This is a genomic window from Solwaraspora sp. WMMD406, from assembly GCF_029626025.1.
Lineage (GTDB): Bacteria > Actinomycetota > Actinomycetes > Mycobacteriales > Micromonosporaceae > Micromonospora_E.
Genome location: NZ_JARUBF010000001.1, coordinates 2,749,732 through 2,772,634 on the forward strand (window position 1 = coordinate 2,749,732; position 22,903 = coordinate 2,772,634).

The following is a 22,903-nucleotide window of genomic DNA, read 5'->3' on the forward strand; positions in this document are numbered from 1 at the left end:
ACGGTCCGGAAGTCAACGGGGCGTCGTGAAGCCGCGGGATGAGGGCACCAGCGCTGCGGCGGCCGGCGCGGCGAAACAGACCACGGTGCAGACGGCGAGGACCACGGTGGCACCGAACTGGTCGATCGCGGGGGCGATGAGCGCGAGCCCGACCGGTGCGAGACCGTAGGAGAGCAGGAAGTCCAGGGACGAGACCCGGGCGAGTTTGGCGGGTTCGATCTCGCGCTGGGTGGCGGTGAACCACGGTACGTTGAACAGCTCGATGCCGATGCCGGCGACCACGTACGCGGCGATGATCACTCCGGGGTGCACCGGCAGGAGCAGGCTCAGCGGCGCGAACCCGTAGAGCCCGAGTCCGACGAGCGCGGACCAGCCCTGGGCTCGGGGCCGCCATCTCGCGATGATCACCGCGCCGACGAGCGCACCGATGGTGTACGTGGTCATCGCGGCGGCCAGCACGGCCTCGTTGTCGTAGCGGTCCCGGCTGACCATCGGCAGAACGACGAAGGTGGCCGAGTATCCGGTAGTGATCACTGCGGTCAGCGCGGCCAGGCCGGCGAGGAACCATGGGTGCCTGCGGGCCTCGCGTACGCCGTCGACGAACTCGGCCAGGATGCGCGGTCGCGTACCCGACGGCACGAACGAGCCGGCACCGGCGGGCGGGATCAGCGCGGCTGCCAGCCACAGCGCGCCGATGCCCCACAGCAGCACCGGGGTGGCGACGACCGCCGCGAGCAGGACGGTGAGAGTGGGTGCCACCAGGGTGGTGACTCGGACCGCGAGGGTGATCGCGGCGTTGGCCTGCTGCCGCTGCGGCTCGGCGACCACTTCGGCGGTCAGCGCCTGGAATGCCGGGCGGCACGCGCCCTGCCCGGCACCCATCACCGCCGCCGCTGCTGCTGCCAGCAGCAGTGACCGGTCCAGGCTCATCGCCATCACGGGTGCGGCGAGGGCGGCCATCAGCCCGGACCACAGCACTGTCTGTCGTCGGGAATACCGGTCGGCGAGCACGCCGCCGACCGGCACGGCGGCGAGAAAGCCCACCGTACGGGTGGCCAGGAGAACTCCGAGCCCGACCGCGGTCAGCGACCGGTCGAGTACCGCCAGCCCGAGGATGAACGGCAGCGCCCATGTCGCCACGCCGGAGGCCATCGTGCCGGTCCACAACCGGACGAAGGACGGGCTGCGCAGCAGGGACTTCGGGGCGGACCGGGTCTCGACCGCGTCGTCGAGCATGTGCGTCGACCTCCCGTCGTTGATACGAAAACCATTCTCAATGAGGTACCGGTGGCGTTGCCCTCGTCATGTCCGAGGCGGAGACCGTCAGATAGGTGATCCGGAGGATGCCGGTGGCGGGCTCGCGGTCGGTGAGCACGGTGACGCCGTAGACCGACTCGATCAGGTCGGAGGTCAGTACGGTCTCCGGTGCGCCGGCGGCGACCACCTGCCCGTGATCGAGGACGACGACGTGGTCGCAGTAGCGGGCGGCGAGGTTGAGATCGTGCAGGGCGACGACGCAGGTGACCTCCAGTGATCCCAACAGGTCGAGGAGTTCGAGCTGGTGGCGGATGTCGAGATGATTGGTGGGTTCGTCGAGCAGGATCTCTCGAGGCTCTTGGGCGAGAGCACGGGCGAGTTGGGCGCGCTGCTTCTCCCCTCCCGAGAGGGTGTGCCAGCTCTGGTGCTGTTTGTCGGCGACGTCGGCCCGTTCCAACGCGGCGTCGATGATCCGCTGATCGTGCTCGGTCAGCCCGTCGAAGCGACCTCGGAACGGCGTACGGCCGAGTTCCACGACCTGACGGACGCTGACGCGGTTGTGGGCGGTCACGTCCTGTTCGACGACGGCGAGCCGCCGGGCGAGCACGCGACGGCTGAGCCCGCGCAGGCTGGTGTCGTCGTATCGGACGAGTCCGGTGTCGGGGCGGCGCAACCCGGCGAGCAGGCGCAGCAGCGTGGACTTGCCCGAGCCGTTGGGCCCGAGGAGTCCGACGATCTTCCCGTCGTGGGCCGCCATTTCGATGTTGTCCAAGAGCCGGTGGCCCTTGACCGACCAGGAGAGATCGGTGGCGGTGATGCGGCCCATTAGGACTCCAGACGCTTCAGGACCAGGGCGAAGGCGGGCGCGCCGAGAAGTGCGGTGATGACGCCCGCCGGCAGTTCATGAGGCGTGAACGCGGTCCGCGCGAACGTGTCCACCCAGATGAGGAGGATGGCGCCGGTGATCGCGGACAGGGGAAGCAGCGAACGATGCATCGGGCTCACCAGGATGCGGACGGCGTGCGGGACGAGCAGCCCGATGAAGCCGATCGCGCCGGAGGCCGCCACGGCGGCGGCCGTGATGAGAGCGGTCAGCACCATCAACCAGACGCGGGCGGCAGTGACGTTGATCCCCAGGGCGGTGGCGGAGTCCCAGCCGAACGTGACGGCGTCCAGGGCCGGCGCGAAGAACTGGATGGCGAGCACTCCGACCAGGACGATCACGATGGTGACGGTCACACCCTCCCACCTGGCGCCCGCGAGGGTGCCGAGCAGCCAGTAGGTGAAGCCGCGGGTGGAGTTCGCGTCCCCGCTGACCATGAGGATGAGCGAGGTGACCGCCGCGAAGAACTGGGACACGAGTACGCCGGTGAGCACCACCCGGGTAGGGCTGGCGACGCGCCCCCCACCGAGCAGCACCAGCAGCAGGCCGAAAGCGACCAGACCGCCGGCGAAAGCTCCGGTCGAGAGGGAGATGCCTCCGCCGATGCCCAGCAGGAGGACGGCCACCGCGCCGGTCGAGGCGCCGGAGGAGACTCCCAGCAGGTACGGGTCGGCCAGCGGATTTCTGGTGATCGCTTGCAGCACCGCGCCCGAAACCGCCAACGCCGTGCCGACGACGGCGGCCAACAACACACGCGGGAAGCGCGACTCCCAGATCAGCGCGTCCAGCAGTTTCGGCAGTGGCGGCGTCGGGGCGATCCCGCCCAGGCCGACATGTCGCAGGATCGTGGAGACGACATCGAGGAAGCCGATGTCCGCGCTGCCGAACAGGGACGCCGCGACGATCGAGACCGGCAGCCCGGCTGCGGCCAGCAGGAAGAAGGCCACTGCCGGGGCGCGCCGACGGCGCGCCGGAACCACCTTCTGATCGATGATCGGGTTCTCGGCGCGCCGGATCGTACTGCGTGGGTTGGCTGTCATGATGGTCGGCTGCTCACCGGAACGTGTTCAGGCCTTCGACAAGCGCGGGAACCATGTACACGCTGCCGTAGGAGGGGTCCATCTGGGCGCCGGGGATGGTGATGAACCGGTCGTCGGCCACTGCGGCCAGATTGCGGGTGAGCGGGTCCTTCTTGAGCAGGTCGATCTTTTCCAACGCGGTGTCGTTGGGTTCACCCCGGGTCAGATCGGCGAGGATGATCACGTCGGGGTCGCGGGCGGCGACCTCGTCCCAGCTCACCTCGGCCCACTTGGTCGACGCGTCCTCGAAGATGTTCTCGACCCCGACGAGGTCGGAGACGTGTTGGGGCAGACCGCCGGGACCCGCCGCCCACGGCGTGCCGTCGTAGGTGGAGTAGAACCACAGCACCTTCAGCGGGGTGTCCTGGCTTTCGATAGTGCTCAGCGCCTCGTCCACCACGGCCTGTTGTTCGGCCGCCAGTTCTTCCCCTGCGGCCGGGACGTCGAAGATCGTGCCCAGCTGGCGGTACTCGTCGTACAACATCCTGAAGTCCGCGTCCGCGACGCTGACGTGCAACGTGCAGTCGAGCTCGGTCACGTAGGTCGGCACGCCCAACTCATGCAGCTGTTCCCGGTCGCCGGACTGCGCCGCGGTGAGAAAGCTGCCGAAGGAGGTGTAGACGAACTCCGGTTGTGCTTCCAGCAGCTTCTCGTGGTTGATCGGCTGTCCGTGCGCGGACAGGATCGGGATCTTCTCGTACTGCTCGGCGATGTCTTGCGGCGGCTCGTAGATCTCGTAACCCGATCCGACGATCCGGTCGCCGACTCCCAGGTGGATGAGGATCTCGGCAGCTGTCTGGTTCAGCGTGACGACCCGCTGCGGGGCCCTCTCGAATGTCACGTCGGTGCCGCAGTTCGTGATCGTGAGCGGGTAGCTTGCCGCGCCCGCCCCCGGTGCCGCCGTACGCCTGTCCGCCTCGGAAGACTCGGTACCCGCACAACCCGCGAGCGCGAGCACCGCCACGGCGGTCATGACACTGGTACCCGTTCTCGTTTTCATTGGAGACAAGCTAGCAGCTCGCGCGCGGGCAACTGAAGGGCCCGGGAGGAGCTGGGTCACATCAACGGGGATCGAGGTGATGATCGTCGGAAGTCGTGGGCTCGGGCGGGCTGGGGCGACGTTGCCGGCCCGTCGGAGGTGGTGACGAGTGGACGTCCTTCTATTCTTGATCCACATCATGGTCGACCATGATGTGGATCTCGGGTCGAGCGGCAAACCTCTGGGCTGGAGCCTCGATCGTGATCACCAATTTTTAGTGATCAAAGTCGATCTGACTGTTGCAAACGATTATCGGCTGCAGTAAACATGAGGGTGTGACCACACCGCGATCAAGCCCGGGAACTCTGCTGTCCGGAGTCCAGCCCTTCCCGCTTACCGCACTTCGACACCCCGCCGTGGCTACGCTTCTGGACGATCATCGAGCACTGCTTGTCGACCTCCTGGATGGCCTTGGCTCGCCACTGCACGTCGTGTTACCGGAAGTCTTCGAGGAAAACGTCGCAGCCCTCAGACAGGCGTTCGCCGAGACGGGCGCCGAGGTCGACATCTTGTTCGCCAAAAAGGCGAACAAGGCCGACTGCTTCGTCAGATCGGCCGCCGTCCTCGGCGTCGGAATCGATGCCGCCAGCACCGCCGAACTGGTCAAAGCCCTTGCTGGCGGTGTACCCGGACATCGGATCGGCATTTCCGGCCCGGAGAAGGACGACACACTGCACGCTCTCGCCGTCCAGCACGACTGCCTGGTCGCCATCGACTCGATCAGCGAACTTCGTAGACTGGCCGCGACCGCGCGGCTCGCGCGTCGACAGGTCAGGGTGCTGCTGCGTGCTCGGACGGAAAGCCAACCGACAAGCCGTTTCGGCATGGCCGCCGCCGAGCGCGACGCGGCTGTCGACATGTGTCTGGAACTCACCGAACACGTGAGCTTCCGAGGATTCTCGTTCCACTTGAACGGCTATTCTCCCGAGGAACGGGCGGCGGCGGCGAACGAGATGATCGAGCACTGCCTCGACGCCAGGCGGCGTGGCGCGCACGCCGCCGAGCTGGTCGACATCGGCGGCGGGTTGCCGATGCGCTATGTCGATCCGGGACTCTGGGACGAGTTCGTCCAGCAGAACGAACCTGGCCACTATCACCCGGCCAAGACCTCCAAGGGCTTGTACTTCTACCCGTACGGAGGTCTTTCTCCCACCCAGGCCGCACGTATGATCATGAGCCACCCGGTCGACGGTGACGAGAGCCTGTCGGCGAAGGCGGCACGCCACCGCATCCGTTTCATCGTCGAGCCCGGCCGGTCATTGCTGGACCAGGCCGGATTCACGATGTACCGCGTGCAGCAGGTCGACGACCGGCGGGACACCGACGGATACGCGATCGTCACCGTCACTGGTAACAGTCTGAACCTTTGTGAACAATGGTTCAACACCGACTATCTCCCGGACCCTTTGCTGCTGTCCGCCCAGTCCGTTGCCGACGAGATGTTCCCGGCCAGTGTCGCGGGTTCGACCTGTCTGGAAAACGACATGGTGACCTGGCGAAAGATCGGGTTTCCTCGACCCGTACGGCCCGGTGATCAATTGGTCTATCTGAACACCGCCGGCTATCACTCGGACTTCCTTGAATCACGGTTCCATGACACCGCGTTGCCGTTGAAAGCGGTTCTCCGGCTCGGTGACGCAGCACCGCGTTGGCGTCTGGACGGAATCTGAATCCAAATCAGCCTCGACCCGAAGGAGAAGTCTCACATGTCACAAGGCTACGCCGCGCCCGGGCAGTTGTGGTTGTTGCCGCAGTCGGAACAGGAAGGGCTGGACTTCGACTACCGGCAGGTACTCGACGTCGTCGAGCGGGCCTACTGCTCCTTGCGCGAACACGGATCGAACAACCCGGTCAAGACGATCATCGAGGATCCGGATGATCGATCGCTGAGTTACTCGATGGTCGCCAGGGACGCCGGTACCGAGACCGTGTGCTTCAAAGCCGTCTACGAGTTCGATCCGAGCCGCAAGCGGGACAGCTACCGGTTCCACTCGTTCATCTTCATCGCCGACGACACCACCGGAGCGCCGATCGCGTTGATGGACGTGGTGAAGCTCGGGCCGTTGCGCTCGTCGGCCAGCAGCGCGCTGTTCGCCCGCGCGGCCTGCCCGGACGCCCGCAGCGCCCTGGTCATCGGCACGGGTGTCCAGGGACAGATGGCCCTGCCGATGCTGCTCGCGGCACTTCCGAACCTGGAACGGTTGCAGGTGTGCGGTACTTATGCCGAGGGGCTGCGGGCCGTTCAGGACAGTGTCGACGGCCGCGAGGTGGAGATCGTGGACGACCTCCAGAAGGCCGCGGGCGAAGCGGACATCCTGATTGGCGCCGCCGGTCTGTCCGTGCAGAAGGTGGTCCAGCGCGACTGGGTCAAACCGGGAGCGATCGCCGTACTGCTCGGCTACGGCGTCCACGACGTGTTCCACGGCGCGGACTACCGGATCGCGACCGACATCACCCAGATGCATGTCACCTGCGGCAAGCTGCGAGCGGCCGATGGCAGCCTGCCCCCGGTCGACGCCGAACTGCCGGACATCCTGCTCGGACGGGCGTCGGCCCGGCGCGACTCCGACGATGTGGTCTTCGCGTACAACAGCGGCATGGCGGTCACCGACGCCGCGCTGGGCCGGTACATCGCCGATCTCGCGCTGGCTGCCGGGCGTGGGCAGCGGGTCGATTTCTGGTGAGCACCGTCGAAGTCGGCGCCGGCTGGTGGGTCGGGCACCCGCCGGCGCCGCGCGATCTGGCGCCTCCGCTGGCCATGAACCAGCAGGGCAACCCGGCGCTGATCCGGACCGTACTCCTCGATGTCGCGCCGATCGTGCCGGCTGTCCGGGCGGCCGTTCCATGAGCCGTGCCCTCGAACCAGCGACCTCGGCGTCCCTGGTGCGCCGGGTGGTCGCGAGTCTGCCCGCCTACGACCCCGGCGCCGACCCGGACGAGGTGGCCGCCCGCAGCGGTGCCGCCCGCGTGATCAAGTTGTCCAACAACGAGAGCCCGTTCGGCGTGTCCCCGGCGGCCACCGAAGCGGTATGTCGGCGCCTGGCCGCCGGCGTCTCCCGCTATCCGGATCCCACGGGCAAACGGCTGGCGGAGGCGGTCGGACAGAGCCTGGCCGTGCCTGCGGAGCGCGTCGTACTCGGCAACGGTTCGGAGAACGTCCTGGAGCTGTTGTGCCAGGCGGTTCTCGATCCGGGCGATCTGGTGATCACCCAGGTGCCCGGGTTCAGCCTGCACGAGATCTTTCCGCGCATGGTGGGGGCCCGGGTGGGGAAGGTGCCGGTCACCACGGAGTTCGGGTTCGACGCCGCCGCCTGGCGTGCCGCACTGGCGGCGGACCCGAAACTCGTCTTCCTCGCCAACCCCTGCAATCCGACCGGCGCGATGCTCGGCACCGGCGAACTTGAGCGAATCGTGGCCGACACTCCGGAGTCGGCGTTGCTGGTGCTCGACGAGGCGTATTGCGAGTTCGCCCGCCCCGACCCGGACTACCCCGACGGGCTGGCGGTGCTCCGCGGGCGGAAGCGACCGTGGATGGTGTTGCGCACCTTCTCCAAGGCCTACGGCCTGGCGGGCATCAGGGTGGGGTACGGCATCGCCTCCGACGCCGCTCTGGTCCAGGCACTGAACCGGGTCCGCACTCCCTACAACGTCAACCAACTGGCCCAGGACGCCGCCATCGCGGCGCTGGGCGACCGCGCCCATCTGGCTGACACCGTCCGGCGGACCGGCCTGGAGATCGCCCGGGTGACGGACCGCTTGCGCGCCGCCGGCTTCCGCGTGGCGCCGTCCTCGGCCAACTTCGTGTTCATCGACACGGGACGCCGCTCCGACGAGGTGGCCCACGAGCTATACGGCGTCGGGATCATCGTCAAGGCCTGGCGTGAGCCGGGATACGAGAACTTCATCCGAGCCTCACTGTCGTTTCCCGAGGACAACGACGTCTTCGTGCGCTGTCTGACGGAAATCTGCGCAAGGGGATAGCAATGATCAGAGACAAGGTATCCGACCTGATCGGGCGGACGCCGCTGCTCAGGCTGGCGGTGGCGGACAGGGCGGCAACCGTACTGCTCAAGATGGAGCAGTACAACCCCACCGGTACGGCGAAGATCCGGATGGCTCGCAACATGGTGGACGAGGCCGAAGAACAGGGATTGCTCGCCCCTGGCGGGTGGCTGGTCGAGGCCACGTCCGGCAACACCGGGCTCGGCCTGGCGCTCATCGCCGCCGAACGCGGATACAAGTTCACCGCGGTGGTGGACAACCACTCCAGCGTCGACAAGCTGCGCGGGTTGCTCGCCTACGGCGCGGAGCTGCTCAACGTCGGCGGGGACGCGGGGGGACTGGCCACCGCCGAGCGGTACGCCACGGCTCGTCGACTCGCCGCCGAGCATGGCGCGTACTGCACCGCGCAGGACAGCAACCCGGGGAATCCGAACGGCTACCGGCCGCTTGCCCGCGAGTTGCACGACGACGTGGGCGTGGGCATCCACTATCTGTACGGGGCGGTCGGCACCGGCGGGTCGCTCTGCGGCACCGGGCGTGTTCTCCGGGAGCGCATCCCGGACCTGAAGATCATCGGCGTCGAGCCGGTCGGCTCCGTCAACTTCGGCGGTGAAGAGGCGCCGTACCACCAGTCCGGCACCGGGACACCGGTACCGTCGGAGATCTGCGACACCCTCGACTACGATCTGATCGACGAGGGGGTCAAGGTCAGCGATTCGGAGGCCTTCGAAACCTGTCGCTATCTGGCCAGGAACTTCGGCATCCTGATCGGCGGCTCGGCGGGCGGCGTGGTCTACAAGGCGTTGGAGCGGGCGCAGACCCTGGGGCCCGAGACCACCATCGTCGTGCTGGTGTGTGACGGCGGTGAGAAGTACCTGGACACCGTGTTCAACGACGAGTGGATGGCGGCCGAGGGCCTGTTCGACGCTCGGGTCGTGGACCGGCTCGCCGCGATGCTGCGGTACGCCCCAGCCGACGGAGCCAGGAAGACATCTGACGAATTCCACTGATTTGGTGCCCCCGCCCGGCGTGTCGGCGGCCTGCCGTCCGATATGATAACGAGAACTATTTTCATCAGGTTGACCGGAAGCCCGCCGACACGATCGAATCGCCCAGGCGGCGCCACCCGGCTCGTCTTGCCGGGTCAGGGTCCATCGGTTGCGGAGGTGTCGCTGTGTGGTCGGCGGTGCGAATGTTCATGGGCTTGCGCCCGCGCGCGTGGCTGGACGTGGCCGGGCTCGTCGGGCTGATGTTGCTGGTGACGGCGACGTACGTCGGTCAGGGTCTGATGATCGCGGACCTGCTTTTCCGGGTCTTCTCGTCGGCTGACGTCGGCAGCCTGCTGACACCTCTGGCCGTGATCGGCGTGTTGCAGGTGCTCCGGATCGTGCTGCTGGTGGTACGGGACTGGTGGGCACCACGGGTGTCGGCACGGGTGAAGGAGGCGGTGCGTGAAGGGCTGACGTTGAAGTTGATGGAGATCGGTCCCGGACAGGCGCAGCGGATGCGTACCGGTGATCTGCAGTCGACGCTGGTGGACTCGGTGGAGCTGCTCGACCCGTTGGTGGGCCGATTCGTGCCGACCGTGCTGGCGTCGGTGCTGGGATCCTGCCTCGCCTCGGTGTACGTGATAGCGGTCGACCCGCTGGTGGGCCTGGTCGTGCTCGCGTGTGCGCTGCTGGCGCCGCTGTCGAAACTGCTCGGGGAGCGGACGATCAGGGAGCGTGGTGGCCGCTGGATGGTGTCCTACCGGGGCATGTACTCGGAGAGCCTGGACGCCGTACAGGGGATGGCGACGCTGAAGGCGTTCAACGCCAGCGGCCGGCGCGGCCGGGAGATGGTGGAGCGCGGTGAGGCGTTCTGCCGGGACTCCATCGGGCTGATGGTGGCGTGGTGCGGCACCTCCAGTCTCGGCGCGTTGATGGTGCCGATCGGTACGGCCGCTGCGGTGGGCCTGGGCGCCTGGCACGCGGCCACCGGCTCGGTGAGCGTCGCAGGGCTGTTCACGATTCTGATGCTGACCCGCGAGACCTTCCGCCCCATGAACGAGCTCGAGGTGGCGTACCACTCGGCGTACTCCGCCATCCCGGCCGGACGGGCGGTCGCCGACGTGCTGCGCCTGGAGCCGGACGTGCGGGACGCGGCGGCCACGGCGCCGGCATTGCGGCGCGACCCTCCCGGCCTGGAGTTCCGCGACCTCCGGTTCTGCTACCCGACGCGGCGTACGCCGGCCCTGGACGGATTCGACCTGGTGGTCGCGCCGGGTGAACGGGTGGCCATCGTGGGTCGTTCCGGAGCGGGCAAGAGCACGGTGATCGGGCTGTTGATGCGCTATTTCGATCCCGACGCGGGCGCCATCCGCGTCGACGACCGCGACATCCGGGAGTTCCCCCTGGCCGACCTGCGGTCACTGGTGGGCGTCGTCGCGCAGGACACCTACCTGTTCCACGGAACGGTGCGCGAGAACCTGCTGCTGGCCAGACCGGACGCCACCGACGAGGAGATCCGCCGCGCGGTGACCGCGGCGCAGGCGGCCGACTTCATCGCCCACCTGCCCCAGGGCTTCGAGACGATCGTCGGCGAACGCGGCCTGAAACTGTCCGGCGGCGAACGCCAGCGCATCGCGATCGCGCGCGCGCTGCTCAAGGACGCCCCCGTGCTCGTGCTCGACGAGCCGACGTCGAGCATCGACGCCGCCAACGAGGCGGATATCACCCAGGCGCTCGGAGAACTGACCCGTGGCCGGACGACGGTCATCATCGCGCACCGGCTGTCCACCGTGCGCGACGCCGACCGGATCGTGGTGATGGACTCCGGCCGGGTGGTCGAGTTCGGCAGCCACCCGGACCTGGTGGCGCGCAAGGGTCTCTACGCCGAACTCGTCGCGACGCAAACTGGAGCGCCCGTATGACCTCGACCACCCACACCCACCCGCACACCCACGGACACGGCGTCGAGCACGACCACGACCACGACGTCGTGCCGGTGTCCGGCCGGTCGCTGAGCACCAGGCTGAGGAGCCTGATGCCCCTGCTGGGCAGACACCGCCGACTCATCGCGGTCGCCTATCTGGCAGGCGCGTTGCACCAACTGCTCCTGCTCGCCTCCTCCGGGATCGGCGCGTACGTGGTGGCACGGGCGGCCATGGGAGCCGCACTGGACCAGATCACCGGCTGGCTGATCGTGCTGGGCTGCCTGATCGTGCCGCTTGTCGCTTTGAGCATCGCCGACAGCACCTACGCCCACGTCGCCGCCTTCCGCGCGCTGGCCGACACCCGAGCTAAGGTGTTCGGCGCCTTCGAACGGCTCTCGCCCGGCTACATGCTCGAACGGCGTTCCGGCGACCTCGGTTCGGCCGTCGTCTCCGACGTGGAACAGATCGAGCTGTTCTTCGCCCACACGCTCAGCCCGCTGGCCGTCGCGACGACCGTTCCCGTTGCCACCACCGTCGCGTTGGGTTGGTTCCACTGGTCGCTGGCCTGCGTTCTGGTGCCGGTCCTGCTCCTGCTCGCCTCGGTCCCGGCATGGTTGCGGCGCCAGGCCGAACGACACGGACACGAGCTCCGCGATTCCCTCAGCCAGATGAGCGCCGACAACACCGACACCTTCCAGGGCCTGCGCGAACTGGTGAACTTCGGTGCGCACGCCCAGCGGCTCGGGCTGCTCCGCAAACAGAGCCGTCGCTTGGCCGAGGCCAAGTCCGCCCACGGACGCCGTAGCGGCATCGAGTACGCCGCCACGGACACCATCGCCCTGCTGGGAACACTCGTGGTGTTGGTTCTGGGCGCGTGGCTCGTCGTCGAGGGCGAGCTCGACCGTGCCCTCTTCCCGGTCGCCGTGGTGCTCGCCGCGATGGCGATGCTGCCGGTACTGAAGGTGACCGAGGTCGCACGCGAGCTGGCCACGGTCGCGTCATCGGCCGACCGCATCAACACGCTGCTCGACGCGCCCGCCCCGGTCACGGACCTGGTCAGCCTGCCACCCGAGGGGCCGATCGTGCCGCATGTCCGGTTCGACGCCGTCACCTTCGCGTACCGCGGCGACCTGGCACCCGCCGTACGGGACATCAGCTTCGAGATCAGCCCGGGCGAGACCGTCGCACTGGTGGGACACTCCGGCGCGGGCAAGTCGACCTGCGCCAACCTGCTGCTGAGGTTCTGGGACGTCACCGCCGGATCGGTGTCGGTGGGCGGACACGACGTCCGTGACTTTCCACAGGAGGACCTTCGCCGCCTCATGACACTGGTGCCGCAGGACACCTTTCTGTTCAACACCAGCATGCGCGAGAACATCCGCCTAGGCCGCGCCGACGCCTCCGACGACGAGGTCGAGGCCGCCGCACGCGCGGCCCAGGCCCACGAGTTCATCACGACGTTGCCGAACGGTTACGACACCGGCGCGGGTGAACTCGGCGCGCTCATGTCCGGCGGGCAGCGGCAGCGGATCGCGATCGCACGTGCCCTGCTGAAAGACGCCCCCATCCTCGTCATGGACGAGGCGGTGTCCAACCTCGACGCGGCGAGCGAGCAAGCGGTCAACCGGGCGATGGACGAAGCCCGACACGGTCGTACCACCTTGATCATCGCCCATCGGCTCTCCACCATCAGGACCGCCGACCGGATCGTCGTGCTGTCCGGCGGACGAGTGGTCGAGACCGGAACCCACGAGGAGCTCGTCGCGGCTGCCGGTGCGTACGTCGACCTGCTCGCCTCGCAACTCGAAGGATGAGCCTCGGCTCGTCAGGCCGCGACCAAGGAGTCGCCAAGCGATCAACCGTTACCGTCGGCCGACAGGGTTCGAACCTCTAGGGGAGTGGGTCGGTGTCGGCGTGTCGGCGACAGAACCGCAAGGCCAGGAGCCTGATCTGAGCGACGCCGACGATCTCGGCGGGCGGCGGTCGGATCCCGACGATCGCGGCGGGCAGCGGTCGCGCGGCTGGTTCCACCGGTCGGTGACCGCCGTTTTCCTGGTCGTGACCCTCGGTGCCATCGCAATCATGCTGCGGGGCCAGGACTGGTCGGTGCTGGGCACGACGCTGCGGAGTCAGCGGCCGGGCCTGCTCGCCCTGATGGTGGGGCTCGCGCTGCTCGCCAACGCCGCCGCGCTGCTCGCGGCGATGCTGGCCTGGCGGTCGATGCTGTCGGGTGTCAGTGACGGCGTCACGGCCGTCGGCGCCGCGCGGATCTTCTTCGTCGGCCAGTTCGCCAAGTACGTGCCGGGCAAGGTCTTCGGCTTCATCGTCAGTATCCGCATCGGCAAGACGATGGGCGTACCGGCCACCCGGATGGCCTCCGCGTGGCTGCTGACGCTGGTGATCGGCTTGCTGACCGGCGCCACCGTCGGGCTGGCCGTCGGGCCCGAGGTGCTCGGCGGCTCGGTGATCTGGTTCGCGTTGGCAGCCGTGCCGATCGTTGTGACCCTGGTCCGCCCGCAGCTGATCAGTCAGGCGGCGGTCGTGGTGGCCCGGCTGCGGCGGCGTCCGCCGCCGGAGGCCACCGTGCCCGGCCGGGTCATTCGCCGGGTCGTGGTGACCCAACTGGTGTCGTGGCTGGCGGGTGGGGTCCAGCTGTGGTTCCTCGCGATTGCGATGGGCGCCCCACCGGCCGGTTCGTTCCTGCTGTGTGTCGGGGTGTTCAGCCTCGGTGCCGTAGCCGGTGTCTTCGCGGTCTTCACCCCCGACGGCCTTGGCGTCCGAGAGGTCATCCTGCTAGGCGCGCTCAGCCTGGTCATGCCGATACCCGCGGCCGGCGTGGTGGCTTTGCTGAGTCGGCTGGTGGTGGTGGTGAGCGAACTCGTCACCGCTGGCATCGGCCTGTTGGTGGTCGAGTTCCTACGGCGCCGGCACGCCCGGCCCGGCGATTCGTCCGCCACCCACGTCGGTAGGCAATCGCCGGTGCCCGTGGTCAGCGCGCCACGGTGATGGACGCACATCCACCGGGCCGGGGCTCGTGCCAAGACCTGGACAAGGCTCCGGCCTCATCGGACAGCTAGGTTCGTCACCAGCGCGGCGTCGACCAAGTGTTGCCGATGACCTGCGCCCTGTGACCTGACGTCAGCGATGGTAGAGCCGATCGGAGCAGCGATGGGTGGGCAACCGCACGTTTCGGTGATCATCCCGAACTACAACTACGCGAGGACGTTGTCCGCGTGCATCGAGGCGGTGCAACGGCAGACCTATCCCGGGATCGAGATCATCGTCGCGGACGACTGCAGCACCGACGACTCGGTCGCCGTCGCCCGGAGCATGGGCGTGACGGTGCTGGAAAGTCCAGTCAACAGCGGAGTGTCCACCGCGCGCAATCTCGGTGCCGAGCATGCTCGTGGCGACATCCTGTTCTTCGTCGACTCCGACGTCGCGCTGGAACCCGACGCGGTCACGAGGGCGGTCGAGATCCTGCAGACCGAGGCCGGCCTCGGCGCGGTCTGCGGCATGTACCAGCCCGAACCCATGTTCCCCGACAGCCTGGTCAAGCGCTACCGGGCAATCCAGCAGTACGTCTGGTTCAACGAGATCGACGGCCCCATCCCGGGACTGCACTCCGCGCTGTTCGCGATCCGTACGGAGGTGTTCCGCGAGATTGGTCCGTTCAACACCCGGCTGCGGTGGACCGAGGAACAGGATTACGGCTTCCGGCTCAACGCCCGATACATCGTCCGGGCGGCCGCGTCGATCCGGGGCCGGCACGACCACGACGGAACGCTCGGCGTCATGATCACGAAAGTATTCCATCGCACCCGTCTCGGCGCGCCGAACTGGGTGCGGTTGAAGGCCCTGCCGGGTGGGGCCGGAACGAGTTACCGGGCCCTGGGCAGCGGATTCATTCTCGCCGCCGTGCTCGGCGTGGTATCGGCGGTCCTGCTTGGACCATGGGCCTTGTTGGCCGCCGCCGTCTGCCTCGGCATCGGTATGGCACTCGACTGGCGGACTTACGCGTACGCGTACCGCCACCATGGCATCCTGTTCGGACTACAATTCACCGCGCTGCATCTCCTGGTGACGCTGACCTCCGCGGTCGCCGCCGGCATCGGGATCCTGCAGGGCCTGCTGTTCCCGGGCCGGATGCGGCGGCTCTACGTGTAGACCCGCGTGCCCGGCCCCGTCCACCCGATACGACGCGCCACGACGGTCGATCCGGCCCGCACGACCCCGGACATCGGCCGACGTCGCCCGAACCGGAAAGCTGAAGATGACGACATCACAGAACGACACAGACACCGCTTTCACCATCGACAGCACCGCCGCCGACGTGCTCGCCGACGTCGATCTGCACGGCAAGCTGGCCGTCGTCACCGGTGGGTACTCGGGCCTGGGTCTGGCGACGACCCGGGCGCTGGCCGGAGCGGGCGCGTCCGTTGTCGTCCCGGCCCGGCGTCCGTCCGTCGCACAGGACGCGCTCGCCGGTCTCGACGGTGTCGAGGTCGGCGAGCTCGACCTTGGTGACCTTGACAGCGTGGGTACGTTCGCGGACCGGTTCCTGGCGTCGGGCCGCGCGATCGACATCATGATCAACAACGCTGGCGTCATGGCCTGCCCGGAGACGCGGGTCGGACCGGGTTGGGAGGCGCAGTTCGCGACCAACCACCTGGGACACTACGCACTGGTCAACCAGCTCTGGCCGGCGATCGTCGCCGGCGGTGCCGCGCGGGTCGTCGCGGTGTCGTCGGGTGTCAGCCCGACGGGAGTCATCCGCTGGGAAGACGTGCACTTCGAGCAGGGCTACGACAAGTGGGCGGCGTACGCCCAGTCGAAGCTGGCCAACGCTCTGTTCGCGGCGCAACTCGACGCGCTGGGACGATCGGCCGGAGTACGCGCGTTCTCGGTGCATCCCGGATACATCCTCACCCCGCTGCAGCGTCACCTCGCCAAGGCGGAGATGATCGCCGCCGGCTGGATCGACGAGGCGGGCACGCCACTGCTCGCCGAGTTCCGGGCTCCCGAGCAAGGTGCCGCGACCCAGGTGTGGGCCGCGACCGCACCGCAGCTCACCGAGGTGGGCGGTGCCTATCTCATGACCTGCGCCGTGGCCCGGCGCTTCGACACCACCGAGGACCTGGAGCAGGCGGCCCGGTTGTGGGCGTACTCTGCCGAACTGACCGGGGTCGACGCGTTCGCCGCGTCAGCGTAGGGCCTGACCGCGAGGCAGGGTGGTACGCCGGGAACGCCCGCCGCCGCGCACGATGACGTCCACTTGCGACGCGGCGTGGCGCTCTCGGGCGTACAACCGCAACAGCTCGCTCATGCGGTATGTACCCGGTGCCGAGGTTTCCAACAGCTGGGCGTCGACGAGCCGCTCCAGGGCGCGTTCGGCGTACACCTCGGACCGAGCCAGGAGACGGGCGGCGGTGTACCGGCTGAGCTCGGGTTCCCCGCAGGCCCCGAGCACCGTGAACGCCTCGGCGGCGGCCCGCGCCGTCGGGTCGTTGCTGTCGGACAATCGCTGGTACGAGCCGTCCATGCTGGCGCGTAGCCCGATGCCGTCGACTTCCAGGGTGTCCAGTCGCCGATGCTCGTCGGCCAGCCTGTCGCGCAGTTCGGCGAGTGGCCACCCGGGGCGGGCGACCAGCCGTGCCGCAGCGATGCGTAGAGCGAGTGGAAGGCATTCGCACCATCTGGCGACGGCGGCAGCCGCCTCCGGTTCGGCGGCCACCCGGTCGGCGACGTCCAACTGTCCGAGGAGCGTGACCGCCTCGGCCACCGCCAACGGGCCGACCGGCACCTGGCAGACGTCGCTCAAGCCGGCCAGCGGTTGCCGGCTCGTCACCAGCAGCCCGCAGCCGGTCCCGCTGGGCAGCAGTGGTCGTACCTGGCTCGCGTCAGCGGCGTTGTCGAGCACCAGCAGCATCCGTCGTCCCGCCATCAGGGACCGGAACAGCGCGGCGGCCTCATCGACCTGCATGGCGGCGGGCGGCATCTCGACGCCCAGCGTGCGCAGCAGACGAGCCAGCGCCTCCGTCGGACTCAGCGGCCGGCTCCCGACGCTGCAGCCGCGAAGTTCCAGATACATCTGCCCGTCGGGGTACCGGTCGGCCACCTGGTGGGCGGCGTGGATGGCCAGGGCGGACTTGCCGACACCAGCGGGGCCGTAGATGCCGGCAACCGGTGTCGATCCCGCCCGCGTGGACGGCAGCAACCCGTCGTGGATGCGGGCCAACTGGCTCGCCCGTCCGACGAAGCGCACGACATCGGTGGGGAGTTGTCGCGGTACGGCGGTGAACGGGCCGGCCGTGGTGACGATCCCGGGGGTGCAGGTGCCGTCGAGCTCGCCGCGCAGCACCGCCACATGCAGGTCGCGCAGCCTTGGACCGGGCTCGATGCCAAGCTGTTCGGAGATCTGGGTACGCACCACGGCGTAGCACTGCAGGGCCTCCGACATCCGCCCCAGCGCGCACAGTGCCCGCATCTGCAGCGCGACCAGCGGTTCGGCCAGTGGGTTCGACGCGATGATCGGTGCCAGTCGGCCCGCCACGGTCTCGGCGTTTCCCAGTCGCAGTTCCTCGTCGGCCCACGCGGTCGCCACGCTGACCAGCTGCGATTCCGCGCTCCGTCGGACCTTGACCGCCCAGTATCCGGCCAGGTTGGACAGCGGCTGGCCGCGCCAGAGATCCATCGCCTCGCGTAGCGCGACGATGCGTCGGTCTCCATGGGAGGCGGTCGCGGATCGGGTCGCCTCCGCGAGCAGGCCGACCCGGTGCAGATCCACCTGCTGGCGGTCGATGTCGAGCACGTAGCCATCCGCGTGCCGGTTCAGCTGTACGGGTGTGGTGTCGCCGTCGGCGGTGGCGAGGAACCGCCTGAGTCGGGCGACATGCGCGTACAGGGCGCTCCGTGGCGCTTCCGGCGCTTGCGAGCCCCAGACTCGCTCGGTGAGGGCATCTATCGAGACCGGGTTGCCGGCGTCGACCGCCAGGGCTGCCAGGACCGCGCGGCGTTGCAACGGTCCGACATCGAGCGAACGGCCAGCTTTTTCCACGTCCACCGGACCAAGGAGTCGAACTCTCATGCCTTTTGCCCCCGCATGTTCGTTCTCTACCGATCAGGGTGGGAGCGCTCCCACTCCGAGTTCGGAATGATCTGTCATAGGAATTGGATGGAAGGTCTGTCGCGCCGTTGATGCTAGCGCTTGGGTGCCAGCGTGGACGCACGGGCACGGCACACGGTGGAGGGTGCTTGGCCGGATGCTGCAGCTTGTTGTCCGGTATGGATATGGTAAGCCGGTACGGCTTTGGCGGTTTTGAGATCCTCGATACACTTGAATCTCCTTTGGAGTGCCGTGTCCGTGCGTGCGGACAGTGCTGCTAAGTTCGGTGGAGAGTCGGTCGGGCAGCGCGGAAAGGCCCGGTGCTACTAGGCGGTAATGGGTAAGAAGGCCTGCTCGGGAACTTGTCGCGGATATTCGGCGGGCGAGCAAGCAGGTGGCTGTCGGCACTCTGGTGCAGCCTCGGCCGGCCGCGCTTACTCCGGCAAGGCGGTGCTCGCGCGGGTCGGATCGCTTCGCGGGGCGCCGGGATTGCCGGGATCGCTCCGATCCTGGATCGTCGACGCCAGAGGGGCCTATCTTGGGCGATATGAAACTTGATGCGACCCGGGCGTAGAAGTAACCGGCCTGCTGTTTGTCCGACTTGTGGACTATAGCGGGGCAATCGCGGCTAAAGATCCCCCGCGCCGTGTCGGACGCCGTCAATCGGCTTGGACGTCGACCTGGCCGGCCTGGCCGGCACCGTGCGTGGCGGACACCTGCGGCACGTGGGCCGTACCGGGATGTTGGCGGTGCGGATCCGATCCCGGCTCGTCGGTCTGGTAGCGCCGGCGGAATCGTGGATCCACGAGGTAGCGCAGCGCGCCGGTCGCGCCACCTGCACCGACCGCCAGGCCGTAGGCGTAATTGAGCAGCACGGTCGTCAGTACCACGCGCCACCCCGCGTTGCGTCGCACGAAGCCCAGCATCGGCAGGTTCGCGTAGACGAACCAGAGTGCGAAGACAGCCGGAACGGCAATGAGATAGGGCGACAGCAGAGGTAGCGGAGCGGTCACCGCAGACAGGAACACTGCGGCGATCTCCGGCGGCCGGTGGAGCGCCTCCCGCTCCGGCTTCAGATCGCGCTGCTTGAGGATCAACGGCATCAGCGACACCGCCCGACCGAATCTCTTGTGCAGCACCGACCACATATTGTCGTCGTCGTCGTGATATCCGACCACGTCGAGCGCGCGAGTCACCGGAAAGTGTGCGGCGATGCGCAAGCCGAACTCGTGGTCCTCGTTCGTCCACTGCCCGAAGAGTCGCTCGTCGAACATGCCGATCTCGTCGACGACCCTTCGGCGAACCGCGCCGACGGCGAAGTGTCCAGTGAACACCGGACTCGGTTGGATCTGCCGATAGTGGCCGTAGAGGACTTGGACCCGCTCCACGATACCGTCGTCGACTAGAGGTCGGTCGCCGTAGACGCCCCACGCCGCGCCGAGTGCCGGATCGGCATCGAGAATGTGGACGGCGTTTTCGACGGCATCCGGTGCCAGCGCGACATCGGAGTCGAGAAAGAACAGGATTTCGCCATGACTAGCGCTGATTCCGCGATTTCTGGCGATGCCCGCGCCGACATTTTGGGACAGCGGGACCAGCGTGCAGTCGTACCGCTCGACGATCGTCGTCGTCTGGTCGTTGCTCGCGTCGTCGACGACGATAAGTTCGATGGCAGAATAGCTCTGTGCCAGCACCGATTCGATACACAGTGCAATGGTCTTCGTGCTGTTGTGGCAGGGCACGATCACGGACACGAGTGGCGATCCCGCTTCGGACATTGATACTCCATGATCTGGTAATGCGAGGTGTGATGTCTGTCGGTCCACCGGCGCGCGGGTCGGCCGGGTGTCGGTTGGCCGGGTGTCGGTTGGCCGGGTGTCGGTTGGCCGGGTGTCGGTTGGCCGGGTGTCGGTCGGCTCAGCGCGCCGAGAGCACGACCCGCTGGACCTTGTGGTCGGAGAGTCCTCCCGCATCCCGCAGTTCGTATCGAGACACCCTGACGTCCGCTGTCGTGAACAGCCAGTCGAGCCGCCATGCCGGACGTGCGATCGGCCAGGTCGCCGGGTAGATCTCCGGCAGAGCGCGTGTCTGGTCGACCAGCCGGTCGGGGATCATCCGGAAGATGCCCATCGCGGGTGAGGTGTTCAGGTCGCCGGCCAGGACGATGAGATTCTCGTTCTGCGCCACGTCTGCCGCGATCGCCTCGTAGCTCGCCTTGCGAATCTCGAAATTGAAGCGGTCGATCTCGAACATGCTGCGGTCCGGGTCGTTGCGCAACCTGAAGATGCGTTGCGGCGGCTGATAGATGTGGGAGTTGTAGAACGAAACGACTTCGTCGTTCACCGTGATGTCGGTCCGTAGCGTCTGTGACTGGTAGAACAGCGGGCGGTCGCGTAGCCCTGGCGGCACGTCCTTCAGATCCTCCGGCAGCCAGGGCGTCGAGTCGAGCCAGTGGTGTCCCACGACCGGTAGCCGGGAGAGGGTGATGTTACGCCCGGCGATCACGATCTCGTACTCGGGAAAGGTCTCGCGCAACCGCGCCTCGTGATCGATGGCCAAGGCCTGCGCGAAGGTGTCCGCCAGCGTCACGTCCACATGCGCGTATTCCTGCAGCATGTACACGTCGGCATCCTGCCGGCGCAGGAACTCGTAGAGGTCGGCGGTGCTGCGGGGCTCGCCACCGGCGAGGTCCTGATCCCAGTACTCGGTGTTCCAGGTAACCATCGTGACGGCGTCGGCAGGTGCCGGCGGCGGCGTGTACCAGACGGTAGCCACGTTGATACCGCTGGATCCCGCGCCCAGCAGGAGCGCGATCAGCGGCACCGGGGCGAGCCGCCGGCGCATCGACCGAGTCAGCAGCGCGGCCACCAGCAACACCGACGGCACCACCGCGAACATGATCGGTGGCAGTAGATCGAACGGGCCCCACCAGTACACTCGGCCGCTCAGGATCAGGTGTAGCACCACGAAGATCAGCCACGCCGTGCAGACCGACACCGACAGGCCCACGAGCCAGCGTCGCCACCACCGGGGTCTGGGCGTCGGCGTCGAGGTGCTCGGCGGTTCCGGCTCGGCCACGACCGACTGGACGTCTGTGGTTTCCCCCACGACCGCACACCTCGTTTCCGTGTCGTGTCGGCGGCTGGTGACACGTGACGAGTTGGAAGTGTCCCAGCGCGGTCTTGTTCGATTCTTGGCGCGATCACCAAGAGGCGGGCAATCGTCAGTGGGTAAGGTCCGATGTGTCGAGTGCCGGATCGATCGTGGGGGAGGCATTCGATGCGACGTGTCCTTTAAAGACGTATCGGATGATGTGTTCATTGGACGGGAACTCGTGGCCGAAGACAACGGCGGGATCCGTTGGCGACAGGTCGATGCTCGTCGAGTGCCGGTCCGGCCGGCAGCGGCCACCGGGCCGGGCGAACCATCCGGCGGTCGCCGGATGGTGGCCCGCGTAGTGCCCCACGGTCGATCGGCCAGCGAAGAGCCCCACGGTCATCGACGTGCACCGGACCCGGCGGAGCCGGCGGCCGTACCACCTTGGACCGTCGATTGATTTGCGGAGTGGAGGGAACGTGCGCATCGTCGTCACCGGGGCAGCCGGGATGCTCGGCACCGCCTTGCTGGCACGACCATGGCCAGGCGTGACATGGGCCGGCGTCGACATCCGGCCACCCGCCCCCACGGTCAGCGACCGGGCCGAGTTCGTCGACGCCGACGTCCGCGACACCTCTGCGATGATCGCAGCGTTCCAGGACGCCGACGTGGTCATCCACTCGGCCGCCGCGCTACCCAGCCACCGGCCGGCGCAGATCCGATCGGTCGACGTCGATGGGACGGCGTCGGTCGTCGCGGCCGCCCGGCGGGCCGGCGTCGGCCGGCTGGTGCACATCTCATCCACTGCGGTGTACGGGCTTCCGCGCCGGTGTCCCACTCCGGAGGACTATCCACGCGAACCGGTGGACGCCTACTCGGCGGCGAAACTCGCCGCCGAGTCCATCGTCCTGCGCAGCCGCGAGCAGGGTCAGTGCGCGCCGATACTGCGACCCAAGACCTTTCTCGGCCGCGAGCGTCTCGGTCTGTTCGCCATGCTGTTCGAATGGGCCGACGAGGGCCGGCACTTTCCACTGCTCGGCGGCGGACACGTCGCCACTCAGATGCTCGACGTCGATGATCTGTGCGACGCGATCCAGCAGACATGTGAGCGTCGGGACGACGTCGTGAACGACACCTTCAACATCGGTGCGCGGGAGTTCGGCACGCTGCATGACGACTTCCAGGCCGTACTCGATGCCGCCGGGCACGGCAAACGGGTGGTCACGGTGCCGATGGCGCCAGCCGTGGCCACTCTCCGCGCGCTCGCCGCGCTCCGACTGTCTCCGGTCTACTCCCGACTGGTACACAAGCTGACCAGCGATTCGTACGTCTCGGTCGACAAGGCCGTCGACCAGCTGGGATTCGATCCTCGATACAGCAACAAGCAAGCCCTGCTGAAGACGTACGACTGGTGGCGCGACAACGCCAGAACGGTGCGCCGCCGCACCGGCCGCACACACCGCGACCCGTGGCGGCAAGGCGTTCTCGCACTAGCGAAGGCGCTGTTCTGATCGCCCGGTGCCGTTAG

General features: G+C 67.8%; 19 protein-coding genes. 11 read left to right on the forward strand and 8 right to left on the reverse strand.

Annotation, left to right across the window (positions count from 1 at the left end; genetic code table 11):
* Positions 1-12 precede the first annotated feature (12 nt).
* Genes O7632_RS12570 through O7632_RS12585 form a run of 4 tightly spaced genes read right to left on the reverse strand, consistent with a single transcriptional unit; the run spans position 13 to position 4,279 of the window.
* Entirely contained in the window at positions 13-1,236 is a 1,224-nt protein-coding gene (locus tag O7632_RS12570) for an MFS transporter (RefSeq protein WP_278114222.1), read from the reverse strand.
* Between the two features lie 37 nt (positions 1,237-1,273).
* Positions 1,274-2,083: an ABC transporter ATP-binding protein gene (locus O7632_RS12575; RefSeq protein WP_278114224.1), complete on the reverse strand. Its 810-nt coding sequence runs from the start codon at positions 2,081-2,083 to the stop codon at positions 1,274-1,276.
* Positions 2,083-3,180, reverse strand: coding sequence for an iron chelate uptake ABC transporter family permease subunit (locus O7632_RS12580; RefSeq protein ID WP_278114226.1), 1,098 nt, complete (start codon positions 3,178-3,180; stop codon positions 2,083-2,085). Before O7632_RS12580 ends, O7632_RS12575 begins: the two co-directional genes overlap by 1 nt.
* Positions 3,181-3,193: 13 nt before the next feature.
* On the reverse strand, positions 3,194-4,279 hold the full coding sequence (locus O7632_RS12585) for an ABC transporter substrate-binding protein (protein WP_278114228.1): 1,086 nt from the start codon (positions 4,277-4,279) through the stop codon (positions 3,194-3,196).
* A 335-nt stretch (positions 4,280-4,614) separates the two neighbouring features.
* Between O7632_RS12585 and O7632_RS12590 the strand changes: the two genes are divergently transcribed.
* From O7632_RS12590 to O7632_RS12635, 10 genes are all read left to right on the forward strand, one after another.
* Complete coding sequence (locus tag O7632_RS12590) at positions 4,615-5,928, forward strand: alanine racemase (protein WP_278114229.1); 1,314 nt, start codon at positions 4,615-4,617, stop codon at positions 5,926-5,928.
* Positions 5,929-5,964: 36 nt separating this feature from the next.
* Positions 5,965-6,942 carry an ornithine cyclodeaminase family protein gene (locus O7632_RS12595; RefSeq protein WP_278114231.1) on the forward strand — a complete coding sequence of 326 codons (978 nt, stop codon included), beginning with the start codon at positions 5,965-5,967 and terminating at the stop codon, positions 6,940-6,942.
* Positions 6,939-7,106 carry a hypothetical protein gene (locus O7632_RS12600; RefSeq protein WP_278114233.1) on the forward strand — a complete coding sequence of 56 codons (168 nt, stop codon included), beginning with the start codon at positions 6,939-6,941 and terminating at the stop codon, positions 7,104-7,106. Before O7632_RS12595 ends, O7632_RS12600 begins: the two co-directional genes overlap by 4 nt.
* Positions 7,103-8,239 carry a histidinol-phosphate transaminase gene (gene hisC, locus O7632_RS12605; RefSeq protein WP_278114235.1) on the forward strand — a complete coding sequence of 379 codons (1,137 nt, stop codon included), beginning with the start codon at positions 7,103-7,105 and terminating at the stop codon, positions 8,237-8,239. Before O7632_RS12600 ends, hisC begins: the two co-directional genes overlap by 4 nt.
* 2 nt (positions 8,240-8,241) lie before the next feature.
* Positions 8,242-9,270, forward strand: coding sequence for a cysteine synthase family protein (locus O7632_RS12610; protein WP_278114236.1), 1,029 nt, complete (start codon positions 8,242-8,244; stop codon positions 9,268-9,270).
* A gap of 188 nt (positions 9,271-9,458) precedes the next feature.
* Positions 9,459-11,171 (forward strand): ABC transporter ATP-binding protein, encoded by a 1,713-nt coding sequence (locus O7632_RS12615; RefSeq protein WP_278114238.1) that lies wholly within the window; start codon positions 9,459-9,461, stop codon positions 11,169-11,171.
* A complete protein-coding gene (locus O7632_RS12620) occupies positions 11,168-12,988 on the forward strand; it encodes an ABC transporter ATP-binding protein (RefSeq protein ID WP_278114240.1) in 1,821 nt (606 codons plus the stop codon). The genes O7632_RS12615 and O7632_RS12620 overlap by 4 nt, the downstream gene beginning before the upstream one ends.
* A gap of 100 nt (positions 12,989-13,088) precedes the next feature.
* Positions 13,089-14,180 (forward strand): lysylphosphatidylglycerol synthase transmembrane domain-containing protein, encoded by a 1,092-nt coding sequence (locus tag O7632_RS12625; RefSeq protein WP_278114241.1) that lies wholly within the window; start codon positions 13,089-13,091, stop codon positions 14,178-14,180.
* A 162-nt stretch (positions 14,181-14,342) separates the two neighbouring features.
* Entirely contained in the window at positions 14,343-15,341 is a 999-nt protein-coding gene (locus O7632_RS12630) for a glycosyltransferase family 2 protein (protein ID WP_278114243.1), read from the forward strand.
* A gap of 106 nt (positions 15,342-15,447) precedes the next feature.
* A complete protein-coding gene (locus O7632_RS12635; protein WP_278114245.1) occupies positions 15,448-16,386 on the forward strand; it encodes an oxidoreductase in 939 nt (312 codons plus the stop codon).
* On the opposite strand, the gene O7632_RS12640 is transcribed toward O7632_RS12635, so the two are convergent.
* The 4 genes from O7632_RS12640 to O7632_RS12655 all read right to left on the reverse strand — a co-directional run bounded on the left by O7632_RS12640 (position 16,378) and on the right by O7632_RS12655 (position 21,778).
* Positions 16,378-18,261: a BTAD domain-containing putative transcriptional regulator gene (locus O7632_RS12640; RefSeq protein ID WP_278114246.1), complete on the reverse strand. Its 1,884-nt coding sequence runs from the start codon at positions 18,259-18,261 to the stop codon at positions 16,378-16,380. The two genes, O7632_RS12635 and O7632_RS12640, sit on opposite strands and share 9 nt — an antisense overlap.
* Before the next feature lie 677 nt (positions 18,262-18,938).
* Entirely contained in the window at positions 18,939-20,033 is a 1,095-nt protein-coding gene (locus O7632_RS12645; RefSeq protein WP_278114248.1) for a glycosyltransferase family 2 protein, read from the reverse strand.
* Positions 20,034-20,196: 163 nt separating this feature from the next.
* Positions 20,197-21,147: an endonuclease/exonuclease/phosphatase family protein gene (locus tag O7632_RS12650; RefSeq protein ID WP_278114250.1), complete on the reverse strand. Its 951-nt coding sequence runs from the start codon at positions 21,145-21,147 to the stop codon at positions 20,197-20,199.
* 355 nt (positions 21,148-21,502) lie between these two features.
* On the reverse strand, positions 21,503-21,778 hold the full coding sequence (locus O7632_RS12655) for a hypothetical protein (RefSeq protein WP_278114252.1): 276 nt from the start codon (positions 21,776-21,778) through the stop codon (positions 21,503-21,505).
* Between the two features lie 76 nt (positions 21,779-21,854).
* On the opposite strand from O7632_RS12655, the gene O7632_RS12660 reads away from it, so the two are divergent.
* Positions 21,855-22,886, forward strand: a complete 1,032-nt coding sequence (locus O7632_RS12660; RefSeq protein WP_278114254.1) for an NAD-dependent epimerase/dehydratase family protein — start codon at positions 21,855-21,857, stop codon at positions 22,884-22,886.
* Positions 22,887-22,903: the final 17 nt, after the last annotated feature.

What these genes read in the sequence shown, in the direction of transcription:
- O7632_RS12570 (WP_278114222.1), bottom strand. Translation starts at nt 1,236, where the DNA reads ATGCTCGACGACGCGGTCGAGACCCGGTCCGCCCCGAAGTCCCTGCTG.
- O7632_RS12575 (WP_278114224.1), bottom strand. Translation starts at nt 2,083, where the DNA reads ATGGGCCGCATCACCGCCACCGATCTCTCCTGGTCGGTCAAGGGCCAC.
- O7632_RS12580 (WP_278114226.1), bottom strand. Translation starts at nt 3,180, where the DNA reads ATGACAGCCAACCCACGCAGTACGATCCGGCGCGCCGAGAACCCGATC.
- O7632_RS12595 (WP_278114231.1), top strand. Translation starts at nt 5,965, where the DNA reads ATGTCACAAGGCTACGCCGCGCCCGGGCAGTTGTGGTTGTTGCCGCAG.
- hisC (WP_278114235.1), top strand. Translation starts at nt 7,103, where the DNA reads ATGAGCCGTGCCCTCGAACCAGCGACCTCGGCGTCCCTGGTGCGCCGG.
- O7632_RS12610 (WP_278114236.1), top strand. Translation starts at nt 8,242, where the DNA reads ATGATCAGAGACAAGGTATCCGACCTGATCGGGCGGACGCCGCTGCTC.
- O7632_RS12615 (WP_278114238.1), top strand. Translation starts at nt 9,459, where the DNA reads ATGGGCTTGCGCCCGCGCGCGTGGCTGGACGTGGCCGGGCTCGTCGGG.
- O7632_RS12620 (WP_278114240.1), top strand. Translation starts at nt 11,168, where the DNA reads ATGACCTCGACCACCCACACCCACCCGCACACCCACGGACACGGCGTC.
- O7632_RS12630 (WP_278114243.1), top strand. Translation starts at nt 14,343, where the DNA reads ATGGGTGGGCAACCGCACGTTTCGGTGATCATCCCGAACTACAACTAC.
- O7632_RS12635 (WP_278114245.1), top strand. Translation starts at nt 15,448, where the DNA reads ATGACGACATCACAGAACGACACAGACACCGCTTTCACCATCGACAGC.
- O7632_RS12640 (WP_278114246.1), bottom strand. Translation starts at nt 18,261, where the DNA reads ATGAGAGTTCGACTCCTTGGTCCGGTGGACGTGGAAAAAGCTGGCCGT.
- O7632_RS12655 (WP_278114252.1), bottom strand. Translation starts at nt 21,778, where the DNA reads ATGACCGTGGGGCTCTTCGCTGGCCGATCGACCGTGGGGCACTACGCG.